This is a genomic window from Pedococcus dokdonensis, from assembly GCF_900104525.1.
Classification (GTDB): domain Bacteria; phylum Actinomycetota; class Actinomycetes; order Actinomycetales; family Dermatophilaceae; genus Pedococcus; species Pedococcus dokdonensis.
This window is the reverse complement of the sequence record NZ_LT629711.1, coordinates 385,120-406,374: the sequence shown is the minus strand read 5'-3', so window position 1 is coordinate 406,374 and position 21,255 is coordinate 385,120. Positions and strand designations below refer to the sequence as shown.

Annotated in this window: 20 protein-coding genes and 1 pseudogene; 3 read left to right on the top strand and 18 right to left on the bottom strand. The window is 72.0% G+C overall.

The window, feature by feature from the left end:
* The 5 genes from lepB (BLQ34_RS19460) to BLQ34_RS02010 all read right to left on the bottom strand — a co-directional run bounded on the left by lepB (BLQ34_RS19460) (position 1) and on the right by BLQ34_RS02010 (position 4,167).
* A complete protein-coding gene (gene lepB / locus BLQ34_RS19460; RefSeq protein WP_331712518.1) occupies positions 1 to 1,302 on the bottom strand; it encodes a signal peptidase I in 1,302 nt (433 codons plus the stop codon).
* Positions 1,299 to 2,042, bottom strand: coding sequence for a signal peptidase I (gene lepB / locus BLQ34_RS02025; protein WP_091780806.1), 744 nt, complete (start codon positions 2,040 to 2,042; stop codon positions 1,299 to 1,301). The genes lepB (BLQ34_RS19460) and lepB (BLQ34_RS02025) overlap by 4 nt, the downstream gene beginning before the upstream one ends.
* A 72-nt stretch (positions 2,043 to 2,114) precedes the next feature.
* Positions 2,115 to 2,474, bottom strand: a complete 360-nt coding sequence (gene rplS / locus BLQ34_RS02020) for a 50S ribosomal protein L19 (protein WP_091780803.1) — start codon at positions 2,472 to 2,474, stop codon at positions 2,115 to 2,117.
* A gap of 315 nt (positions 2,475 to 2,789) precedes the next feature.
* Positions 2,790 to 3,008, bottom strand: a complete 219-nt coding sequence (locus tag BLQ34_RS02015) for a hypothetical protein (protein ID WP_091780800.1) — start codon at positions 3,006 to 3,008, stop codon at positions 2,790 to 2,792.
* Positions 3,009 to 3,075: 67 nt separating this feature from the next.
* Entirely contained in the window at positions 3,076 to 4,167 is a 1,092-nt protein-coding gene (locus BLQ34_RS02010; RefSeq protein WP_197674755.1) for a LacI family DNA-binding transcriptional regulator, read from the bottom strand.
* Positions 4,168 to 4,280: 113 nt separating this feature from the next.
* Between BLQ34_RS02010 and BLQ34_RS02005 the strand changes: the two genes are divergently transcribed.
* Both BLQ34_RS02005 and BLQ34_RS02000 read left to right on the top strand, forming a co-directional pair.
* On the top strand, positions 4,281 to 5,039 hold the full coding sequence (locus tag BLQ34_RS02005) for an ABC transporter permease (RefSeq protein WP_091780797.1): 759 nt from the start codon (positions 4,281 to 4,283) through the stop codon (positions 5,037 to 5,039).
* 5 nt (positions 5,040 to 5,044) lie between these two features.
* Positions 5,045 to 5,842 carry a ceramidase domain-containing protein gene (locus tag BLQ34_RS02000; protein WP_231961395.1) on the top strand — a complete coding sequence of 266 codons (798 nt, stop codon included), beginning with the start codon at positions 5,045 to 5,047 and terminating at the stop codon, positions 5,840 to 5,842.
* On the opposite strand, the gene trmD is transcribed toward BLQ34_RS02000, so the two are convergent.
* The 7 genes from trmD to BLQ34_RS01965 form a co-directional block, all read right to left on the bottom strand.
* Positions 5,826 to 7,025 (bottom strand): tRNA (guanosine(37)-N1)-methyltransferase TrmD, encoded by a 1,200-nt coding sequence (gene trmD / locus BLQ34_RS01995; RefSeq protein WP_091780794.1) that lies wholly within the window; start codon positions 7,023 to 7,025, stop codon positions 5,826 to 5,828. The genes BLQ34_RS02000 and trmD overlap by 17 nt on opposite strands.
* A gap of 13 nt (positions 7,026 to 7,038) precedes the next feature.
* The gene (rimM, locus tag BLQ34_RS01990) at positions 7,039 to 7,587 is read right to left on the bottom strand and encodes a ribosome maturation factor RimM (protein WP_091780791.1); all 549 of its coding nucleotides are present in this window, start codon (positions 7,585 to 7,587) and stop codon (positions 7,039 to 7,041) included.
* Between the two features lie 122 nt (positions 7,588 to 7,709).
* A complete protein-coding gene (locus BLQ34_RS01985; RefSeq protein WP_091780788.1) occupies positions 7,710 to 7,952 on the bottom strand; it encodes an RNA-binding protein in 243 nt (80 codons plus the stop codon).
* A gap of 2 nt (positions 7,953 to 7,954) precedes the next feature.
* Positions 7,955 to 8,545, bottom strand: coding sequence for a 30S ribosomal protein S16 (gene rpsP, locus BLQ34_RS01980; RefSeq protein ID WP_091780785.1), 591 nt, complete (start codon positions 8,543 to 8,545; stop codon positions 7,955 to 7,957).
* Between the two features lie 199 nt (positions 8,546 to 8,744).
* Complete coding sequence (locus BLQ34_RS01975; protein WP_091780782.1) at positions 8,745 to 9,773, bottom strand: phosphotransferase enzyme family protein; 1,029 nt, start codon at positions 9,771 to 9,773, stop codon at positions 8,745 to 8,747.
* Positions 9,770 to 11,287, bottom strand: coding sequence for an SDR family NAD(P)-dependent oxidoreductase (locus BLQ34_RS01970; protein ID WP_091789084.1), 1,518 nt, complete (start codon positions 11,285 to 11,287; stop codon positions 9,770 to 9,772). Before BLQ34_RS01970 ends, BLQ34_RS01975 begins: the two co-directional genes overlap by 4 nt.
* Positions 11,284 to 11,748 (bottom strand): RrF2 family transcriptional regulator, encoded by a 465-nt coding sequence (locus BLQ34_RS01965; RefSeq protein ID WP_091780778.1) that lies wholly within the window; start codon positions 11,746 to 11,748, stop codon positions 11,284 to 11,286. The genes BLQ34_RS01970 and BLQ34_RS01965 overlap by 4 nt, the downstream gene beginning before the upstream one ends.
* A 161-nt stretch (positions 11,749 to 11,909) precedes the next feature.
* Here BLQ34_RS01965 and BLQ34_RS01960 point away from each other — a divergent pair, with 161 nt between their 5' ends.
* The gene (locus BLQ34_RS01960) at positions 11,910 to 12,830 is read left to right on the top strand and encodes a sulfite exporter TauE/SafE family protein (RefSeq protein ID WP_091780775.1); all 921 of its coding nucleotides are present in this window, start codon (positions 11,910 to 11,912) and stop codon (positions 12,828 to 12,830) included.
* Positions 12,831 to 12,841: 11 nt separating this feature from the next.
* On the opposite strand, the pseudogene BLQ34_RS01955 reads toward BLQ34_RS01960, so the two are convergent.
* The 6 genes and pseudogenes from BLQ34_RS01955 to BLQ34_RS01930 all read right to left on the bottom strand — a co-directional run bounded on the left by BLQ34_RS01955 (position 12,842) and on the right by BLQ34_RS01930 (position 21,159).
* Positions 12,842 to 13,926, bottom strand: a pseudogene (locus BLQ34_RS01955) (amidohydrolase family protein).
* 237 nt (positions 13,927 to 14,163) lie between these two features.
* On the bottom strand, positions 14,164 to 14,982 hold the full coding sequence (locus BLQ34_RS01950; RefSeq protein ID WP_091780772.1) for an alpha/beta fold hydrolase: 819 nt from the start codon (positions 14,980 to 14,982) through the stop codon (positions 14,164 to 14,166).
* Positions 14,979 to 16,586, bottom strand: coding sequence for a signal recognition particle protein (gene ffh / locus BLQ34_RS01945; protein WP_091780769.1), 1,608 nt, complete (start codon positions 16,584 to 16,586; stop codon positions 14,979 to 14,981). Before ffh ends, BLQ34_RS01950 begins: the two co-directional genes overlap by 4 nt.
* A 78-nt stretch (positions 16,587 to 16,664) precedes the next feature.
* On the bottom strand, positions 16,665 to 19,037 hold the full coding sequence (locus BLQ34_RS01940; RefSeq protein ID WP_231961394.1) for a [protein-PII] uridylyltransferase: 2,373 nt from the start codon (positions 19,035 to 19,037) through the stop codon (positions 16,665 to 16,667).
* A gap of 332 nt (positions 19,038 to 19,369) precedes the next feature.
* The gene (locus BLQ34_RS01935) at positions 19,370 to 19,708 is read right to left on the bottom strand and encodes a P-II family nitrogen regulator (protein ID WP_091780767.1); all 339 of its coding nucleotides are present in this window, start codon (positions 19,706 to 19,708) and stop codon (positions 19,370 to 19,372) included.
* The gene (locus BLQ34_RS01930) at positions 19,705 to 21,159 is read right to left on the bottom strand and encodes an ammonium transporter (RefSeq protein ID WP_091780764.1); all 1,455 of its coding nucleotides are present in this window, start codon (positions 21,157 to 21,159) and stop codon (positions 19,705 to 19,707) included. The genes BLQ34_RS01935 and BLQ34_RS01930 overlap by 4 nt, the downstream gene beginning before the upstream one ends.
* Between the last annotated feature and the right edge of the window lie 96 nt (positions 21,160 to 21,255).

The following is a 21,255-nucleotide window of genomic DNA, read 5'->3' as shown; positions in this document are numbered from 1 at the left end:
TCAGCCCGGCCCGGGCTCGTCGTCGGTGCCGCCCACCTCGCCACCGCCCTGCCCGTCGGAACCACCGGTGCCGGGCCCGCTCCCCTTCGGGGCGTCGTCGCCCGACGGCGCGGGCACCTGGGCAAAGGTCGCGGTGGGGTTCGACAACCAGGTGAGGTGGTCCAGCGGCCAGACCAGGGCAACCGCCCGGCCGACGATGAGCCGCTCGTCGACCGAACCCTGGCTGCCGTCGTTCTCGGGTCCGTCGTGGGCCCGGGAGTCGGCCGAGTTGGAGCGGTGGTCACCCATCACCCACACCCTGCCGTTCGGGACGGTGATGTCGAAGTCCTGCTCGCTCGCCGCGTCTCCGGGCTTGAGGTAGGGCTCCTTGATGGCGGTGCCGTTGATCGTGATCCGGCCGCCCTCGTCGCAGCAGACGACGTGGTCGCCCGGCAGGCCGATGACCCGCTTGATCAGGTGGTTCTCGGAGTTGTCGGGGAGCAGCCCGACGAAGGTCAGGGTCTCGGTGACGGCGGTGGCCACTGGTCCCTTCTTGGCCGCGGGGACCTCGTCGAGCCACTCTCCGGGGTCCGCGAAGACGATGATGTCGCCGCGCTTGAGGTCGACCGGTCCGGGGGTGAGCTTGCTGACGATGACGCGGTCGTTGAGGACGAGGGTGTCCTCCATCGACCCGGACGGGATGTAGAACGCCTGGAGCAGCCAGGTCTTCACGATGAAGGAGAGCACCAGGGCCATCCCCACCACGATCGCGAACTCCTTGACCGCTGCGCCCAGCACGGCCAACCCACCGACGGTCTCCTCGTCGCGGCCTCGGCGCCCGGACCGCGGCCCTTCGGAGTCGTCCTCGGTGGAGTCGTCCTCGGTGGAGACGTCCTCGGCGGAGTCAGCGGGTGCGTCAGCGGGTGCGTCGCCGGCCTGGTCGGCTCGTGCGACGTCGTCGGCCTGCTCCGATCCGGCCGCCTCGGCGGGCAGCGGGCGCGTCTCGGACGAGACGTGCGGCGGGGTGGACTCCTCGGCCTGCGCCACGATCGTCGGGGGGACCCCGGTGTCGTCCCCCTCCTCGGCCGTCGGCGCGGGCTGGTCGACGTGCACGTCGGGCGCGAGCCAGACCGGGTCGTGCGTCGGACCTGCGGCGGGTGCGGCGTCCTGCTCAGGCAGGCCGTGGCGCAGCCAGGCCGAGTCGGTGGTGGCGGCCTGGTCCTGGTGCTCCTCGGCGCCGGGCTCGAGGGCCTGCGGGCTCTCGGGCCGCTCGGCCTCGTACCTCAGCCAGGTGCCGTCGCCACCGCGGGTGGGGCCGCTCACGGCGCACTCGCCCGCGGGAGGTCGGCCACCGTGTCCGGCCGGTCGAAACCACCCAGGCGAGACAGTGGCCAGTAGGTCGCGCTGGCCCGTCCGATGACGTCGGAGAGCCGCACCGTGCCGCCGCCCGGGTCGCCGAGGTGGGCGCGGGAGTCGGCGCTGTCGCTGCGGTGGTCGCCCATCACCCAGAGCCGCCCGGCGGGCACGGTGATGTCGAACTTCAGCGTGCTCGGCTCGTCGCCGGGCATCAGGTACTTCTCGTCGACGGCCTGGCCGTTGACGGTGAGCTTGCCGGCCGCGTCGCAGCACACCACGTGGTCGCCCGGCAGCCCGATCACGCGCTTGACGAAGTCCTGCTCGCCCAGGTGGATCCCGACCGCGTTCGCGGCACCCGCGAGGGCCTTGCCGATCGCGCCGTCATCCTGGTGCGGGGTGAGGTCCGCGGCCGCGAAGCTCGTCGTGCCGTCGAAGACGACGACGTCGCCACGCTGGATGGAGTCGCCGCCCACGAGCTTGTTGACCAGGATCCGGTCCCCCGGCTCGATGGTGGGCTCCATCGACCCCGACGGCACGTAGAAGGACTGCACGACGAAACCCCGGACCAGCAGCATGACCAGCAGGGCGATGCCGGCCAGCAGCAGCCACGATGGGCCACTCCTGGGGCGTTCGGACCCGACCGCCGCGTCGGTCTCGGGTGGCGCGGCGGGTGGGTCCTGCTGAGGTGCTGTCGGTCCGGGGTTCATCGCATCCGGAGCCTAACCCTCAGTGGCACGGCGACGAGCACCGGGACGCGCTGAGGGGGAGATGATTCGCCGCTACTTGGCGGGGACCGTCTCGCGCTTCTCCTTGATCTTGGCGGCCTTGCCGCGCAGGTCGCGCAGGTAGTAGAGCTTCGCGCGACGGACGTCACCGCGGGTGACGACCTCGATGTGGTCGATGATCGGGGTGTGCAGCGGGAAGGTGCGCTCCACGCCGACGCCGAAGGACACCTTGCGGACCGTGAAGGTCTCGCCGATGCCACCACCGTGGCGACGGATCACGACGCCCTTGAAGACCTGGACGCGCGAGCGCGTGCCCTCGACCACCTTGACGTGGACGTTGACCGTGTCACCGGCGCGGAAGGCGGGGACGTCCTCGCGGAGGGAGGCCTTGTCGAGCTCGTCGAAACGCTGCATGACGGATTCGCTTTCTTCTCGGCGCCACAGGTCGCCCAAGGTGTTGGGTGGTGCTGCTGATGTCGGTGCGCCGTGTGCGTGGCCGACCACGTGGCCGGGCACTGCCCGGTCACTCCCCCTGTGGCAGGGGCCGCTGGTCACGCGGGCGCGAGGAGCCATTCTGCCACGCCCCGCCGCCTCGACAGAAATCGTCGCGCCCCGAGCTCCTGCTGCCTGAGCGCCCCGCAGGGTGCACAGGCTCCGGTGGGTATGCCGGCCGCCCGGCTTCCGCAACCCGCGCACCCCAGCGGGGTGCTCAGGTTGCGGCGGGCCCGGTCAGGCGCGGACGGGCGCGCAGGCCGGGTCGATCCGGTCCGCCCAGCGGCGCTGGGCCGCGGCCGCGGTGCGCAACGTGGTCGCGAACGAGCTGCGCACGGCCCGGCGAGACGGACGGGTGGTGAAGCCGTCGTCCACGACGGGGGCGTCCGGGCGGGCCGACCGGGCCAGCGAGGCGCCTGCGTTGCTGTTGATGGTGAGGGCGATGTAGTCGCTCATGTCCTTCTCCTCTCGGTGATGTGATCGCAGGGTGCGATGGGTCTTGCGTGGGACGCCGACGGGTTCGTCAGCGCGTCTGTGGGGTCGTGGCGGGTCCGGTGCTGGACCGCACGACGAGCTCGGTGGGGAGCACGATCCGGCGCTCGGTGTAGTCGGGGTCGAGCAGCATCCGTCCGGCGATCCGGCCCCGCTCGGCGATCGGCTGGCGCACCGTGGTCAGGCCTGCGTCGGCCGCGGCGGGCACGTCGTCGAAACCGCAGAGCGAGACGTCGCGACCGGGCTCCAGCCCGCGCTGGCGCATCGCGTCGAGCACGCCGAGGGCGAGCACGTCGCTCACCGCGATGATCGCGCTGGGACGGTCCCGCTGGTCGAGCAGGTGGGCTCCGGCCGCACGCCCGGCCTCGACCGAGTTGTGCCCGGGAGGTGCGACGGTCTGCACCCGGACGTCGGGGCCGAGGCCTTCGCGGAAACCGTCGTACCGGGCCCACGAGAACGACATCGTGCGGTGCTCGACGTCGTCCACCTCGACGACCTGCGCCTGGTCGACCTTGCTGTCGACCACGATGCCGACGCTGCGGTGGCCCAGCCGCCGGATGTGCTCGCCCACCTGCCGGGCGGCGCCGCGCTCGTCGATCAGGACGAGCCCGTCCATCCGTGGGTCCTGGTCGTCCGTGGCGACCATCCGCAACCCTCGGTCGAGGGCGATCTCGCGGGCGGGGTGGTCGATGTCGAGGCAGTAGGCCAGCACCCCGTCGATGACCGCCGCACGCATCGCCTCGGCGCTGGCCTCGACCTGCTCCGGGCGCTCGGGGTCGAACGGGCTCAGCGGGATGAGCAGCAGGCCGGTCTGGAACTGCTCGGCGACCTCGGCCAGGCCGGCCAGCATCCCGACGGAGTAGGGGTCGGAGAACGCGTAGCTGAGCCGCTCGGTGAAGACCAGGCCGATGGCGCGGGCCCGCTGGGACCGCAGGCTGCGGGCGGCCGGGTTGGGGCCGGCATACCCGAGCTCCTTGGCGGTCTCGAGGATCCGCAGGCGCACCTCGGCGGAGAGCTGGTCGGGCTTGTTGTAGGCGTTAGAGACGGTGGAGACGGAGACCCCGGCGGCCTCCGCGACGGACTTGAGGGTGACGCTGCCCATGCTCGGGACCTCCTTCTGCATCGATCTACTAGAACGTTTCAGTAAAACGATACAGAAGATCCTCCCGAGAAGCAATCCCTTTCTCGTCGGGAGGTCGACCTGCCGCCGTCGGCACCACGGCCTACGGTGACGGGGTGAGCATCGACCCGGGCTGGCCCGTCGCCCTGGCGCTGCTCCTCCTGCTGCTCCTGGCCCTCGGGGCACACCGGCTGGCCGGCTACGGGTTGGAGCGGCCGGTGCTCGTCGCGGCCGTGCGGGCGATCGCCCAGCTCGGCGTCGCGGCGCTGCTCATCGCCACGGTCGTCGACAGCCTGCTGTGGTCGGTGGTGCTGGTCTGTGGCATGTTCGCGATGGGCGTGCTCACCACCTCGCGGCGAGTCGAGGCGCCCCGCGCGTGGAGCTGGGCCGCGCTGGCGATGGCAGCCGGTGTGCTGCCGGTGCTGGCCATCGTGCTGGCCACCCGCACCATCCCGCCCGAGGGGATCGCGGTGATCCCCGTCGCCGGCATCATCGTCGGCAATGCCATGACCGCGCACACGCTGGTCGGCCGGCGCGCCTTCGCTGCGCTGCGTGAGGAGCACAGCCAGTACGAAGCCTGCCTCTCCCTCGGCCTGCTTCCCCGCCAGGCGATCCGCGAGATCGTGCACCGCCGCGCCCCCGAGGCCCTCCTGCCCGGCCTCGACCAGGTGAAGACCACCGGTGTCGTCACGCTCCCCGGCGCCTTCATCGGCGTGATGCTGGGCGGTGGCACACCCCAGCAGGCGGCCACGGCCCAGGTGCTGGTGCTCTTCGGGATCATGGCCGCCCAGACCGTGACCGTCCTGGTGGCCGAGCACCTCACTGCCGGGCGGTTGCTCCTCCCCGCCGACCTCGCCACCACGCTGGTCGACTAGCCGTGGTGACCGCACGCGCGCGAGACCTGCGCCCGTTCGTGCTCGCCTGCGTCGTGGCCGTGGCCTCGGTGGGCATGCTGTGGCTCGCGGTCGTCCACGGCTGGCTGGGCCCCGACGTCGGTCGTGGTGACCGGTTCTGCGAGGCCGCCCGCGACGGCGACGTCCTCCAGCCCGCCAACACGTTCAGCAACGCGGGTTTCGTGCTCGCCGGACTGGCGATCGGTTGGCGGGCCGGTCACCCCCGCACGACGATCGCCGCGAACCCGCGGCTCGCGTCGGCCTACGGCGTCGTCGTGGTCCTGCTCGGGCCGGCGAGTGCGGCGATGCACGCGACCCAGAGCGCACTGGGTGGGCACCTCGACCTGCTGAGCATGTACCTGGTCGCGGGCTTCGCCTCGGCGTATGCCGTGACGCGGGTCCTCGGGCGGGGCACCGCGTTCTTCGCAGTGCTGTTCATCGCCGCCGTGGGGGTCTGCGAAGTCGTCGAGCGGGTCCCCGGTCACGTCCCCATGGTCGACATCGCGGCCAACCTCGCGTTCGGCCTCTTGCTGCTCGTCGCGCTCGCCGGTGAGGCGGTGCTCTGGCGTCGCGGCGGCGCGAGCCGGCAGGTCGGGTGGGGCTTCGCGTCGGCGGGTGCCCTGGCGCTGGCCTTCGCCATCTGGAACCTCGCCAAGGACGGCTCGTCGTTCTGCCAGCCGCAGTCGCTGGTGCAGGGTCACGCCGCCTGGCACCTACTCTGCGCCGTGGCCGCCTACTGCCTCTACCGGCTCTACGCCAGCGAGCGGGTCAGCGGCGCGGCTTGAGCAGGTCGACGGTGCCCGGGTGGGCGCCCTCGCCGGGCTGCACGCGGTAGCCGGCCTTGCGGTAGGTGCGCAGGTTCCGCTCGCTGCGTGCCCCGGCGTTGAGCCAGTATGCCGCCGTGCCCGCCGGCGCCTGCGCCTCGGCATGGGCGAGCAGGGCCCGGCCCAGGCCACGACCCTGGAGGTCGGGGGCGACCATGAGCCGGCTGATCTGCCAGACCGTCGCGTCGCCGGGCTTCGAGCGGGTGCGCACCGACGCAACCAGGCGCCCGCCCGCGCGCACCACCCAGGTCTGCCACTCCCGCAGGCCGGCGGCGACCTCCTCGGCCGACTCGAGCAAGGGCGGGATGTCGTGGGTGTCGTTGGCCCGCGCCTCGCTCACCCAGCAGGCGCGCTGCAGGGTCATCAGCTCGGCGGCGTCGGACGGTTGGGCCAGAGACACCGGCAGGTCGTCCACCGTCAGGGCGGAGGACGGGTGCAGCAGGTCGGGTCGCCGCGCCGCGGTGCGCTCCAGCCGCTGCTGGTGCCGCCAGCTCGCGATCGCCCCGTGGTCGCCGGACAGCAGCACGGGCGGCACCGCCCGGGTCACCCCGGAGCCGGACTCCCAGGACGCCGGCTTGGTGTAGACGGGGTACTCCAGCAGGCCGTCCTCGTGGGACTCCTCGACGAGGGACTCGGCGTTGCCGATGACGCCGGGCAGCAGCCTGGCCACCGCCTCGACCATGGCCAGCACGGCGACCTCTCCCCCGTTGAGGACGTAGTCACCGAGCGAGACGACCGAGACCTCGAGCCCGAGGTCCTGCGCGGCGTGCTCGTAGACCCGCTCGTCGATCCCTTCGTAGCGTCCGCAGGCGAAGGCCAGCCACGGCTCCTCGGCGAGCTCGCGGGCCATGGCCTGCGTGAACGGCATACCTCCCGGACCGGGGACGACCAGCCGCGGACGGGCACCGTCGGCACCCGAGGCGACCACGTGCGCGAGTGCCTCCGCCCACGGCTGCGGCTTCATCACCATGCCGGCGCCGCCGCCGTAGGGGGTGTCGTCGACCGAGTGGTGCCGGTCGTGGGCGAAGTCGCGCAGGTCGTGCACCCTCAGGTCGAGCAACCCGTCACGGCGGGCCTTGCCGATCAGCGAGAGGTCCAGCGGCGCGAGGTAGTCGGGGAAGATCGAGACGACGTCGAGGATCATGGGCGACCAGCCGTCAGTCGGCGTTGAGCTCGAGGAGGCCCGGCGGGGCATCGACGACGACGCGGCCACCCTCGACGTCGACCTCCGGCACGATCGCCTCGACGAACGGCACCAGCGCCTCCGCGCCACCGGTCAGCCGCAGCACCAGCTGGTCCTGGGCCGACCCCGTCCGCAGGCCGGTCACCTCCCCGAGGGTGGCCCCGGCCGGGTCAACGGCGGCCAGCCCGACCAGCTCGTCCTCGTACCAGCCCTCGTCGTCATCGTCGGTCGACTCGGCGGCAGCCTCGGCATCGATGAACAGGCGCGTCCCACGCAGCGACTCGGCGCCGGTCCGGTCGGGGATCTCCTCGAAGCCGAGCAGCCAGGTCTTCTGGTGCAGGCGGGCGGTCCGCAGCGTCAGGGCCCGGGGCACGCCGGAGCCCGGCGCGGCCTCGGTGGCGTAGCTGACACCTGGCGCGAACCGGGCCTCGGGGTCGTCGGTGTGCGTCTGCACCGTCACCTCACCGCGCAGGCCGTGCGGCTTGCCGATGCGCGCGACGAGCAGTCTGGAGTCGGCAGGCATGGGGTGATCCTCTCAGGGTCGGCGGGGTCGCGGTGACCGGCGTCGTCAGACGGCACACCGCCGGACGAGAGAAGGGCCGCCGGAAGCCCGGCGGCCCTTCTCGTCGTGCAGGTGGTGCGCGCTCAGCGGACCTTGTCGGTGTCGACGATGTCGACGCGGACGTTCTGGCCGCCGGCCAGCGCACCCATGACGGTGCGCAGGGCGCTCGCGGTGCGACCGGAGCGACCGATCACGCGGCCGAGGTCGTCGGGGTGCACCCGGACCTCGAGCACCTCACCACGGCGGAGCTCCTTGCGTCGCACGGCAACCTCGTCCTTGTGGTCGACGATGCCCTTGACGAGGTGCTCGAGCGCCTCTTCCAGCACGCTCAGGCCTTGTCCGCGGCGTCGGCCTCGGCGGCCGCGGGGGCCTCCTCGGTCTCGGCCTTGGCGGCGCTGTCGGCGTCGGCGTCGACACCCTGGGCGGAGGCACCGCCGGAGTCGGTGTCAGCAGCCACGGGCGCCTCGTCAGCCTTGGGCTCGTCAGCCTTGGCCTCGTCGGCCTTGGGAGCCTCGTCGGCCTTCTTGGCCGCGCGCTTCTTCGGGGTGGTGGCCCCGTCGGTGCCGGCCTCGGTCTTGCCCGCCGCCGCGATGGCCGCGTCGTACAGGTCCTTCTTGGACGGCTTGGCTTCCTTGACCTTGAGGGTGCCCTCGGTGCCGGGCTCGCCCTTGTACTTCTGCCAGTCGCCGGTCACCTTGAGCAGCGCCGCGACCGCCTCGGTCGGCTGCGCACCCTGGCCCAGCCAGTACTGCGCCCGCTCCGAGTTGATGTCGATGAGCGAGGGCTCCTCGGTGGGGTGGTACTTGCCGATCTCCTCGATGGCCCGGCCATCGCGCTTGGCGCGCGAGTCCATGACGACGACGCGGTAGAACGGTGCACGGATCTTGCCCATGCGCTTCAGACGGATCTTGACGGCCACGTGTGTGGTCACTCCTTGTTCAGGTTGTGAGCGCGGCGAGACCGCGCAGTTTTCGCGCGGGGTGCCGGAACTCGGTGTAGGCGTTCCAGCCAGGTGGCCCCGGATCGCACCGTCGATGACCGTGCAGTCGGAGCCCGTGCCTGGACGGGTACAGCCGACCATTCTGCCAGACGCTGGAGCCTCCCCCGACCACGCGCGGTCAGCGGTCGGACGCCAGCTCGAGCACGCGTCCGAGGACCCGCGCCGTCGGCAGCCACAGCAGGCACTCGTGCACCTCGGCCGACGCGTGCGCCCGGTGGTCGTCGTCGAGCGCCGGGTCGAGGGTCTTGCCGACCTGCTCGGCCAGGAAGTTGAGCTCGCCACTGAGCAGCATCGTGAACGACTCCGGTCCCCGCACCGCGCCCGTGCCACCGGCTGCGCGGTAGGCCTGGACGGTGCGACGGACGGCGGAGGCATCGACCTCGTCGCCGTCGACGTGCCACTGCGCGAGCACCTTGGCCAGCTCGCGGTCCGGCAGGACCGGTCCGATGTCCTCCCAGTCCACGGGGACCAGCCGGTCGTCGTCGGCCAGCAGGACGTTGTCGGGGTGCAGGTCGCGGTGCCCGACCACGAACGGCGGCACCGGCTCGGGGGCGTCCCGCACGACGGCACCGAGCACCTCGATCTCGCCCAGCCGTGGCTCGAGCTCGGCCAGCCAGGGCTGCCCGTGGCCGCGGCTCACGAGGTCCGCCCAGGTCTGCGCGGGCGGCACGGTCCGGTACCAGGGGCCGATCGGGTCGTCGCTGTCCGGGGCGGCGGCGTGCAGCCGGCCGACCAGCGTGCCGAGCTGTTCGGCGTGGAGGCCGGGGACGAAGTCCGAGCGTGGTGCCGCCCCGTCCACCCAGGTGGTGAGCCGCACCAGTCCCCCACCGAGCTCCTCCGGCACCGCGGCGAGGAAGCGACCCGCACGGTCCGGCAGGGCTTCCGGGACGGCGATCCCCGCGCGGGCGAAGGCTTCGAGGTGGGCGGCCTTGCGCCGCGCCACCGCTTCCGCCGTGGCGAGGTCCGTGAAGCCCGCGTTCACCGCGAAGGGTTGCTTCACGGCATACCGGCGGTCGCCCACCTCCAGCAGGCTGACCCGACCCTCGGCACCCCGGGCGACCGGGGTGAGCCGCGCCGGGCCGGCGTCCCGCCCGAGCCCGAAGGCGTCGAGGAGATAGGCGGTCAGCTGGTCCATCTCGCGGCTCACCAGGGGCTGGGTTCGAAGTCCTTGACGAAGCAGCCGTAGACGTCCTCGCCGGCCTCGCCACGGACGATGGGGTCATAGACACGGGCCGCACCGTCGACCAGGTCGAGCGGCGCGTGCCAGCCCTCCGCCGCGATCCGCAGCTTCTCGTGGTGCGGGCGCTCGTCGGTGATCCACCCGGTGTCGACCGCCGTCATCAGGATCCGGTCGGTCTCGAACATCTCGCCGGCGCTGGTGCGGGTCAGCATGTTGAGTGCGGCCTTGGCCATGTTGGTGTGCGGGTGGCCGGATCCCTTGTAACGGCGGGAGAACTGGCCCTCCATCGCGGAGACGTTGACGACATAGGCGCGGCGCGCGCCTGCCGCGACCGCTGCGCGCATGGCCGGGCGCAGGCGGGACACCAGGATGAACGGCGCGGTCGCGTTGCACAGCTGCACCTCGAGGAGCTCGAGCGGGTCGACCTCCTCGACCTTCTGGGTCCACGAGTTGTTGACCTGCGTGTCGGGGAGCAGGCCGCCGGCGTCGACCGCCGTGCCTGCGAGGTGTGCGTCGAGGCTGGCGTGTCCCGCGGACAGTGCCATCGAGGTCATCGACGCGGCCGACCGCTGCGCCAGGGCGAGCGCCGCCTCCCGCTCGGACTCGCCCTCGTGGTGCGCGACCTTGTGCTCCTCGAGCGTGCCGAGCAGGTTGGCCGGGTGGGCGTCACTGATCCGGTCGAACGTGACCAGCTCGGGGTAGGCGACGTCGCCCTCGAGCGGGACCGCCTCGCCGTCCACGAGGTGTGAGTAGGCCCCCGGCGAGCGCCGCACGGTCTGCGCGGCGTTGTTGATGAGGATGTCGAGCGGCCCGGCCGCGGCGACCTCGTCGGCGAGCGCGACGACCTGGGTGGGGTCGCGCAGGTCGATGCCGACGACCTTGAGCCGGTCGATCCAGTCCGCCGAGTCCTGTTGCGCCGCAAAGCGTCTCGCCGCGTCGTGGGGGAACCGTGTCGTGATGGTCAGGTGCGCGCCGTCGCGCAGGAGGAGCAGCGCGATGTACATCCCGATCTTCGCCCGGCCGCCGGTGAGCAGGGCGCGCTTGCCGGTGAGGTCGGTGCGCTGCTCGCGCTTGGCGTGGCTCATCGCCGCGCAGTCCGGGCAGAGCCAGTGGTAGAACGCGTCGACGAGGGTGTACTCGGTCTTGCAGATGTAGCAGCCACGCGGCTTGAGCAGCTCGCCGGCGTGCGCGCCGCGGGTCGTCGACACCAGGGGGATCCCCTTGGTCTCGTCGTCGATGCGCATCGGTGAACCGGTGGCGGTCTGCGCGAGGATCGCCTCGTCGTGGTCGATCTGCGGTTGGCGCGCCTCGCGGCGCCGCGCCTTGCGGACCTGCTTGTACATCCGGCCGGTCGCCCGTTTGACGGTCTGGATGTCGGGGTGGTCCGCGTCGAGTCCCGGCAGCTGCTCGAGGACGCGCAGCGCCGTGGCGAGGTCGTCGGGGTCGATGCCCGGCCCGACCTCGTGAGCCTCGTCGCTCATCGGCTCCGCCACGCGTCGGGGTCCGCCGCGAGGGTCGCCACCCGCTCGGGGAGCTCACCGGAGAGCACGTCGGCCAGGCTGGTCTCGTCGAGCACCGAGCGCAGGCTCGCGCGCACGGCCACCCACACGGTGGGCAGGTGCGTCGCCACGCCCTCGTATGCGGTCTCGTGCGGCCGCAGGCCGCGCACCTCCGCGAGCGGCCCGTCCACGGCGCGGAACACCTCGCCGAGCGAGATGTCGCGGGGCTCGCGGGCCAGCGAGTAGCCACCCCGGGCGCCGCGGGTGCTCTTCACCAACCCGGCGGTGCGCAGGTCGGCCACGATCGCCTCGAGGAACTTACGCGGCAGGGTCTGCCGGTAGGACAGCGTCTCGACACTCACCGGACCCGCGGCCGTCGTCGCCGCCTCCGCCAGGATGAGCATGGCCCGGACCGCGTACTCCGTGCGTGCCGAGATGTCCACGAGCGCATTGTGTCGCACCCGCTCGCTGTCACTGCATCCAGCCTGTCGTGGGCGGGCATCCAGCATCCGAGACATAACAGGGTGTTACTTGACCCATAAGCAGGCTGGCATCAAAACTCCTACCAGTCAGATCGGAATACCTCTCACGCGAAGGCCCTCCCATGCGCAAGCTCGTCCTCCTCGCCCTCGTGGGCCTCGGCGCCCAGCTCGTCGACGGCAGCCTCGGCATGGCCTACGGCGTGACGTCCACGACCCTGCTGCTCGCCATCGGCGCGAACCCGGCGGCAGCGTCCGCCACGGTGCACCTGGCCGAGATCGGCACGACGCTCGCCTCGGGTGCCTCGCACTGGAAGTTCGGCAACGTCAACTGGAGCGTGGTGGCCAAGATCGGCTTCCCCGGAGCGGTCGGCGCGTTCGCCGGAGCGACCTTCCTGTCGAGCCTCGACACGTCCGTCGCCGCCCCGGTGATGTCGCTGATCCTGCTGGCCCTCGGGGTCTACGTGCTCGCCCGGTTCACGGTCCGGGGGCTGCGCAAGGACCGCCTCGGTCAGCCGCTGCGCAAGCGGTTCCTCGCTCCCCTTGGCCTGTTCGCCGGTTTCGTCGACGCCACCGGCGGCGGAGGGTGGGGACCGGTCGGCACCCCGGCCATCCTCGCCAGCGGCCGGCTCGAGCCGCGCAAGGTGATCGGTTCGATCGACACGAGTGAGTTCCTCGTCTCCGTCGCGGCCAGTCTCGGATTCCTCATCGCGCTGGGCTCGCAGGGCATCAACTTCGCCTGGGTCGGCGCGCTCCTGATCGGGGGCCTGGTGGCGGCCCCGATCGCCGCCTGGCTGGTGCGCCACATCCCGCCGCGCGTCCTCGGCTCGGCGGTCGGCGGCATCATCGTCATCACCAACTCCCGCACCCTGCTCAAGTCGGACTGGGTCGACGCGTCGGCCGGCACCCGCTGGGTCGTCTACGCGGTCATCTACGCCGTGTGGGCCGCCGCCGTCGCCTACTCGGTGCGGGCCCACCGCGCCGAGTCGAACCTCGCCCCGGAGCCCGTCCACCCGGGTCGCGAGCTCGCCGCCGACCCCGCCTGACCCGTCATACCTCAGACCGTGGTGCCGCGCAGGACGATGTGCTCGGGGCCGTGAGGGCGCGGATCTCGAGACGCGGGTCGGCTGCGTAGACGACCAGGTCGGCGTCGGCGCCTTCCTCGAGGCCCGGGCGCCCGAGCCAGGCGCGGGCACCCCACGTGGCCGCGTGCAGGGCCTCCTCGGTGGACAGGCCGGCGCGGGTGAGCTCGAGCGCCTCGTCCGCCACCAACCCGTGCCGCAGCGAGCCGCCGGCGTCGGTGCCGAGGTAGATGGGGATGCCGGCGTCGCGGGCCGCCCCGATGGTGGCGTAGCGCCGTTCGTGCAGGGCCACCATCCGGCGGTGGTAGTCGGGGAACTTCTCCTTCGCGGGCTCGGCCAGCGCGGGGAAGGTCGCGATGTTGACCAGGGTCGGCACGATCGCGATCTGCTGCTCGGCGAACTGCGCGATGGTCTCGTCCTCCAGCCCGGTCGCGTGCTCGATGCAGTCGGTGCCCGCCGCAGCGAAGTCGTAGAGCGAGGCCTCGCCGAAGCAGTGCGCAGTGACGCGGGCACCCTCCTCGTGGGCCGCGGCGATGGCGTCGGTGAGGACATCGACCGGCCAGCACGGCGTGAGGTCACCGGCTTCGCGGTCGATCCAGTCCCCCACCAGCTTGACCCAGCCGTCACCGGCCCTCGCCTCGATCCGCACCCGCTCCACGAGCTGGTCGGGCTCGATCTCGTGGGCGAAGTTGCGGATGTAGCGGCGCGTCCGGGCGATGTGCCGCCCGGCCCGGATCACCTTGGGCAGGTCGTCCCGCTGGTCGATCCAGCGGGTGTCAGCGGGCGATCCGGCGTCGCGGATCAGCAACGTGCCCGCTTCGCGGTCGGCGAGGGCCTGAGCCTCGGCGGTGGCGTCGTCGACCGCCCCGTGGGCGTCCAGCCCGACGTGACAGTGCGCGTCGACCAGGCCGGGCAGGACGTACCCGCGGAGGGTCTGCACGTCAGCGTCCGGCGCCGTCGGGCGCTCGAAGGTGAGCCGTCCCCCGACCACCCACGCCTCGGGACGCACGTCCTGCGGCCCGACCAGGACCTCACCCTGCAGGTGCAGCACCGTTGCCATGCGCCGACCCTAGAGCGGCTGGGGCTAGCAGGCGACTCCCACGGTGAAGCGGACGTACCGTCCGGAGGTCGACTGCCCCGGCATCGGCCAGCATCCGCTCCATGCCGGCATCGGAGGCGAACGGGCTGTCCGGCCCGACGACCCTCCGGCCACGCAGCATGGCGGGCACCCACGGCCCGAACTCCTCAGCTCCACTCAGGTGCCGAGTGTCGCGGCGGGCGGCTCCGGACGGAAGGGCTACCGGTCGACGTGGGCGAACCGGCGCAGCGCCTCGACCATCACGTCGGGCGCGTCCGTGTGCACCCAGTGCGTGGCTCCCCTCACGGTGAGCTGGCGCACCTTCGGGAAGAGCGCTCGCATCGGCGTCAGGTCCTCGTCGGTGATGTAGCTCGACTCCGACCCGGCGACCCAGAGGACCTTGCGGGGAAACGGCTCGAGACCGGTGGTGTCTGGCCAGGCAGCGATCACCGAGCCGGTGCCCTTCGCCGCGTCTGCCGCGAACAGCTCGAGGTTCGCCTGCCAGCGCCACGAGTCGCCGTCCCGCCGCAGGTTCTGCAGCAGGAACGCCTTCACCCCGGCGTTCGGCTCCTCGAACCGGGCCTCCGCGTCGGCCCGGTTGGTCAGCTCGCCCAGTGGCAGCCGCTGCATCTCGTCGATGTAGCCGCTGAACCGCTCGAGGCTCCCATAGCTCTTCGGAGCGATGTCGACCACGACGAGCCGCGACACCAGCTCGGGGTGTTGCAGCGCCAGCAGCATCGCGGTCTTGCCCCCGAGCGAGTGCCCGACCACCACCCAGGGCGTCGAGTCGTCGATGCCACGCAACGTGTCGGCGACGGCCGCGGCATACCCCTCGAAGGAGAACTCCTGCGACCACGGCGAGCGACCGTGGTCCGGCAGGTCGACGAGGGTGCTGCGGGCACCTGTGCCAGCCGGGCCCGCGAGTGCCTTGGCGATCTGCGACCAGTTGCGGCCCTGCCCGAAGAGCCCGTGGAGGAAGGCGATCCGCGGTCCGGCGGTGCCGACCGAGATGGTGTGCAGCGGCGCTGCGGCGTTCACCTGCCGAGGAACTTCTCGAAGCCTGCGGGCAGCTCGTTCGGGTCGAGGTCAGCAGGTATGCCGCCGTTCCCGGCTCCGGCGCCGAAGGCCGACCCGCCGCCAGTCCTGGGTGCGGACGCCCTCTCGGCCGCGGCCCGCTCCTCGGCGGCGCGCTTGGCGGGGTTGCCGGACTTCGACTTCTTGCGCTGCGGCTGCTGCTGGCGGCCCTTCTTGCCACCACCCATGCCGGGCATGCCCGGCATCCCGGGGAGGCCGCCACCGCGGGCGAGCTGCTTCATCATCTTCTGCGCCTCGGTGAACCGCTCGAGCAGGGCGTTGACCTCGGACACCTCGACGCCCGAGCCCTTGGCGATGCGCAGCCGACGGGATCCGTTGATCTGCTTGGAGTGCGTGCGCTCGAACGGCGTCATCGACCGCACCATCGCCTCGATCCGGTCGAACTCGCGCGGGTCGAGGTTGTCGAGCTGGGCCTTCATCTGGCCCATGCCCGGCATCATGCCGAGCATCGCCTTCATGCCGCCCATCTTCTTGAGGGCCGACATCTGCTGGAGGAAGTCGTCGAAGGTGAAGTCCTCCTCGGCGAGGAACTTGCGGTGCATCTCCTCGGCCTGGCGGGCGTCGAAGGCCTTCTCCGCCTGCTCGATGAGCGTGAGCACGTCACCCATGTCGAGGATCCGCGACGCCATCCGGTCGGGGTGGAAGACCTCGAAGTCCTTCACGCCCTCGCCGGTGCTGGCGAACATGATCGGCCGGCCGGTGACCGATGCCACCGAGAGGGCCGCACCACCACGGGCGTCACCGTCGAGCTTGGAGAGCACGACCCCGGTGAAGTCGACCCCCTCCTGGAAGGCGAGGGCGGTCTCGACCGCGGCCTGGCCGATCATCGCGTCGATGACGAACAGCACCTCGTCGGGCGAGATCGCGGCGCGGATGTCGGCGGCCTGCTGCATGAGGTTCGCGTCGACGGCCAGGCGGCCGGCGGTGTCGACGATGACGACGTCGTGCTGGGAGCGGCGGGCCTGCTCGATGCCGGCGCGGGAGACGTCGACGGGGTCGCCGAACGACCGGGTCCCTTCCCCCGTCGGGCCGACGGCGTCGTGGCCGCCGATGTTGCCGCGCTCGGGCGCGAACACCGGCACTCCGGCGCGCTGGCCGACGACCTCGAGCTGGGTCACGGCGTTCGGGCGCTGGAGGTCGGCCGCCACGAGGATCGGGGTGTGGCCCTGCTCCTTGAGCCACGCGGCGAGCTTGCCGGCCAGCGTGGTCTTACCGGCACCCTGCAGACCCGCGAGCATGATCACGGTGGGCGGGTTCTTGGCGAACCGGATCGTGCGCGTGGCCCCACCGAGGATGCCGACGAGCTCCTCGTTGACGATCTTGACGACCTGCTGGGCCGGGTTGAGGGCGCCGGACACCTCGGCACCGAGCGCGCGCTCGCGCACCGCCGCGGTGAACTTCTTGACCACCGGCAGCGAGACGTCGGCGTCGAGCAGCGCGAGCCGGATGTCGCGCACGGTCGCGTTGACGTCGGACTCGGACAGCCGCCCCTTGCCCCGGAGGTTCTTGAAGGTGGCTGTCAGGCGGTCGGAGAGTGAGGTGAACACGGCCCCAAGGTTAATCGACCCCGAGTCGTGTGCCTGACAGTGCGCCATGGCGCGCGCTCAGGCACACGACTCGATGCGTCAGGGGGCGGTGCCGTCGCAGGTGTCGATCACCATCGCCACCGTCTGCGCGACCTTGGCGGGCGACAGGAGGCGACTACCGAACTCGGTGACGTAGAAGGTGTCCAGGGTCTGGCCGGCATACGTGGCGATGTGCGCCGAGCGCACCGAGAGCCCGGCCTTCGCGAAGCCCATCCCCAGCTCGTGCAGCAACCCCGGTCGGTCCTGGGCGCGCACCTCGATCACGGTCGCCTCCTCGGAGGCGTGCGGCACGACGAGGGCCCGCGCCTGCCCGGGTGACCCCGTCTCGGCCTCGGCGCTGGGACGGGCGGCGAACTGGCGCCGGCGCTCGAGCAGCCCGAGCGGCGCGCGGTCGCCCTGCGCCAGCCGCTCGAGACCCCGGACGATCCGCTCCTCGTGCGGCGGCTCACCGCTCGGGCTCTCGACGTGCCACTCGTTGGCGGCCACCCCGTCGATGGTGCGCAGGATCGCGGTGCGGACGACCAGCCCGTATGCCGCGAGCAGGCCTGCGGTGTCGGCGAACAGTCCCAGCCGGTCTCGGTCGAAGACGTCGATCCGGTAGGACCCACCCTGTGGCCGGATGACGACCCGGGGGTCGCCCGCGGCCACGGCGCGCAGGTCGTCCTCGTCGACGGTCGCGGTCTCGGCCGGCGGCGGCACGGTGCCTTCCTCCCAGCCCTTGCGGGCGGCATCGGCGAGCTGGCTCAGGAGCGTCGCGCGCCAGTCGGTCCAGGCCGCCGGACCGGCGGCGCTGGCGTCGGCCTCGGTGAGGGCGACGAGCAGGTCGAACACCTCGCGCGAACCACCCACGGCCGCACGCGCGGCCGTGACCGTGCTGGCGTCCTGGTGGTCGCGACGGGTCGCGAGGTCGATCAGGGTCAGGTGCTCGCGCACCAGGGTCGTGACGATCTCGACGTCTGCCACGGGGTACCCCAGCCGGGTGGCGATGGTGCGGGCCAGCGGCGCACCCGTGGCGGAGTGGTCGCGCGAGCCGCGGATCTTGCCGATGTCGTGGAGCAGCGCGGCCAGCAGCAGCAGGTCGGCCCGGGTGACGCTGCGCACCAGACCGCCCGCGAGCACCACGGTCTCGATCAGGTGCCGGTCGACGGTGTGCCGGTGGACCGCGCTGCGCTGCGGGCGCGACCGCACTGCCGCCCACTCGGGCAGCCAGCGTTCGATGATGCCGGCCTGGTCGAGGCCCTCCCACACCGCGATCAGCCCCGGGCCGGTCGCGAGCAGGTCGGCGAAGAGGTCGCGAGCGATCTGGGGCCACGGCTCCTGGAGCGTGGGGGCCTGGCCGGCGAGGTTGGCCAGCGTGGTGGGGGCGATGGGCAGGTTGGACCGCGCGGCCACGACGGCGGCGCGCAACGGCAGCAGCGGGTCGGTGGACAGCGTGCTGCGCGGTCCGAGGACCACCTCGCCGTCGTGCTCGAACATCCCGAAGCCGAGCGGGTTCAGCTGCGGACGCCGCGGACCGACCCGCAGCGTGCGAGCCCGCTGCGACTGCCCGGCGCGGCGCACCGTGCCGTCGAGGGCGTAGGCGATGGTGCGACCGGCGTCGGCGACCACGGTCATCAGCTCGTCGGAGTCGGTGTGACCGAGCAGGGCCGCGACCGCGTCGTGGTCCTCGCGGGTGAGCCGGTCGCGACCCCGACCCGTCACGACGTGCACCGCGTCGCGCACGTCGAGCAGCCTCTGGTGCGCCTCGTCGACGCCCACGTGCGGTCGGTCGGTGAGCCAGGCTGCGACGAGAGCACCCAGGACGGTCATGTCGCGCAGGCCGCCGTGGGCCTCCTTGAGGTCTGGCTCGAGGCTCTGCGCCAGCTCGCCGTGCCGGGCGTGCCGGGCCTTGAGGCTGTCGACCAGCTGGGGCAGCCGGCGCCGGGCGTTCGCCCGCCAGTCGTGCGAGACGGTCGACTTGGCGGCGGCGACGACCTCGGGGTCCCCGGCCACGCACTGCAGGTCGAGCAGCCCCACCGCTGCGGCCAGGTCTCCCGATGCGACGGTGCGGCACTGGTTGACGGTGCGCACGGCGTGGTCGAGTTTCACGCCCGCGTCCCACACCGGATACCAGACGCGGTCGGCCAGGCCACGCAGGTCGTCACCACTGAGCGAGCGCCCGTAGTGCAGCAGCACGAGGTCCACGTCGCTCAGCGGGCCCGCGTCGCCGCGGGCCAGGCTCCCGACCGAGGCCAGCGCAATGCCTTCGGTGGGCTTGCCGTCGAGGGCCTGGGTCCAGACCTGGCCCAGCCAGTCGCGCGTCAGCTCGGCGATGGCGTCGCGGCGGGCCGGGCCGGCTCCCGGCGCGTCGAAGCCGCGCGCCCCCGCCAGGTCGAGGCGGCGGGCGGCCAGGTCGGTCTGCTCGATCGTCACGTGCACCACCGTGCCCTCTCGACGTTTCGGGACGTCGGCCCACGTGTTACGCCCGTGTTAGACGTCTGGGGCCGTTTGCGCGCGTCCTCGTCGCTCCGCGTCCGGCCGCGTGGGGCCACACCCCCGGACTTCTGGCCAGAGGTGCAGGGTGTGGAGCCGGAAATGTCTCCTCCGCGCGGCACCAGTGGCCAGAAGTGGGTATGCCGCCTGGCTGGCTCCGGCGCGCGGCAGCCCCTGCGCCGCACACCTCCCGCACTCCGCCCCCGCCCGCAGCATGACGGTGCCCGGGACCACACGGGGTCCCGGGCACCGTCAGGTCGTGCCGGCTGGTGTCAGAGGGCGTCGACTCCTCGCTCTCCGGTACGGACCCGGACCACGTCGTCCACGGGGACGGTCCAGATCTTGCCGTCGCCGATCCGGCCGGTCTGGGCGGACTTGAGAATGACGTCGGCGACGGAGGCCGCGTCGATGTCGTCGACGAGCACCTCGACCCGCACCTTCGGCACGAAGTCGACGGTGTACTCAGCGCCGCGGTAGACCTCGCTGTGGCCGCGCTGTCGGCCGTAGCCGGAGGCCTCGCTGACGGTCATCCCGGAGATGCCGTAGGCCTCCAGGGCCTCCTTGACCTCGTCGAGCTGGTGGGGCTTGATGATGGCGGTGACGAGCTTCATGCCGATGCTCCCTCGTGGGTCTTGGCCGGCTTGGCGGGCGATGAAGTCGAGACTGCGCCTCCGGAGCCGAACCGTCCACCCGTGAGGCCACTGAGGTCGTACGCGCTCTCGGCGTGCTCGGTGAGGTCGACGCCCTGGGACTCCTGCGCCTGGTCCACCCGGAAGCCCATGGTCTTGTGGATGGCGAGACCGATCAGATACGTCACGACGAATGAGAAGATCAGGACCACGAAGGCGCCAAGGGCCTGAGCCCCGAGCTGCGAGAGACCGCCGCCGTAGAAGAGTCCCTCGGTGACATCCAGGCCCGCAGCACCGGTGGGGCTGCCCTTGGTGGCCAGGAAACCGATTAGCAGGGTCCCGATCAGGCCGCCGACCAGGTGGACACCCACGACGTCGAGGCTGTCGTCGAAGCCGAACCGGAACTTCAGGCCGACGGCGAGCGCACACCCGGCACCGGCGACGAGGCCGACGATCAGTGCACCGATCGGCGACACCGTGGCGCAGGCCGGGGTGATGGCGACCAAGCCGGCCACGACACCCGACGCGGCGCCGAGGGACGTCGGGTGACCGTCGCGGAATTTCTCCACGAGCAACCAGCCGAGCATCGCAGTGCAGGTCGCGGCGAGGGTGTTGACCCAGACGCCAGCTGCCTGGGTGCCGGCCCCGAGGGCCGAGCCGGCGTTGAACCCGAACCAGCCGAACCACAGGATGCCGGCACCGATCATGACCAGCGTCAGGTTGTGCGGACGCATCGGCTCCTTGGCGAAGCCGATCCGCTTGCCCAGCACGATGGCGAGAGCCAGGCCGGCCGCACCCGCGTTGATGTGGATCGCGGTCCCACCCGCGAAGTCGTAGGCTCCGGCCCCTCCGAAGAGCAAGCCGTCCGCCTTGTTGGCGATCCAGCCGCCCTTCTCCGCGGCGTAACCGCTGAAGGCGAAGACCCAGTGGGCGGCGGGAAAGTAGACGAGCGTTGCCCAGACCACGGTGAACACCGTCCAGGCCGAGAACTTCGCCCGGTCGGCGATCGCCCCGGACACCAGCGCCACGGCGATGATGGCGAAGACAACCTGGAAGGCGACGAACGCGGGAGCCGGGATGCCGCCGGCGGCGGCGGTACCGGCGGCCGCGTCCGCGGGGACGTAGCCGTAGATCTGGTCGAGGACTCCCTTGAGTCCGAAGTGGGTGAACGGGTTGCCCACGAGCCCGCCGGCCACGTCCGGGCCGAACGTCTGGCTGTAACCCCAGAGGATCCACACAGTGCCGACGGTGCCCATGGTGATGAAGCTCATCATCATCATGTTCAGCACGCTCTTGGTCCGGACCATGCCTCCGTAGAAGAGGGCGAGGCCGGGCGTCATGAACAGCACCAAGGCCGCCGCAGCAAGGACCCAGGCGGTGTTCCCGCTGTCGGTGAACGGCACATCGGCCGCCACGAAAGTTATAGCGCTCATGGGCCAGAACTCTGACCGGATCGGGTTTCAGAGCGTGCCGCGGTTTGTTACAGCCGTGTTAGCGATGCGCCGTTGGGGTAAGAACTGGGTTTCGAG

Bases quoted from the DNA above. Each gene is read 5' to 3' on its own strand.
- lepB (WP_091780806.1), bottom strand. From the start codon at position 2,042: ATGAACCCCGGACCGACAGCACCTCAGCAGGACCCACCCGCCGCGCCA.
- rplS (WP_091780803.1), bottom strand. From the start codon at position 2,474: ATGCAGCGTTTCGACGAGCTCGACAAGGCCTCCCTCCGCGAGGACGTC.
- BLQ34_RS02015 (WP_091780800.1), bottom strand. From the start codon at position 3,008: ATGAGCGACTACATCGCCCTCACCATCAACAGCAACGCAGGCGCCTCG.
- BLQ34_RS02010 (WP_197674755.1), bottom strand. From the start codon at position 4,167: ATGCAGAAGGAGGTCCCGAGCATGGGCAGCGTCACCCTCAAGTCCGTC.
- trmD (WP_091780794.1), bottom strand. From the start codon at position 7,025: ATGATCCTCGACGTCGTCTCGATCTTCCCCGACTACCTCGCGCCGCTG.
- rimM (WP_091780791.1), bottom strand. From the start codon at position 7,587: ATGCCTGCCGACTCCAGACTGCTCGTCGCGCGCATCGGCAAGCCGCAC.
- BLQ34_RS01970 (WP_091789084.1), bottom strand. From the start codon at position 11,287: ATGAGCGACGAGGCTCACGAGGTCGGGCCGGGCATCGACCCCGACGAC.
- BLQ34_RS01960 (WP_091780775.1), top strand. From the start codon at position 11,910: ATGCGCAAGCTCGTCCTCCTCGCCCTCGTGGGCCTCGGCGCCCAGCTC.
- BLQ34_RS01935 (WP_091780767.1), bottom strand. From the start codon at position 19,708: ATGAAGCTCGTCACCGCCATCATCAAGCCCCACCAGCTCGACGAGGTC.
- BLQ34_RS01930 (WP_091780764.1), bottom strand. From the start codon at position 21,159: ATGAGCGCTATAACTTTCGTGGCGGCCGATGTGCCGTTCACCGACAGC.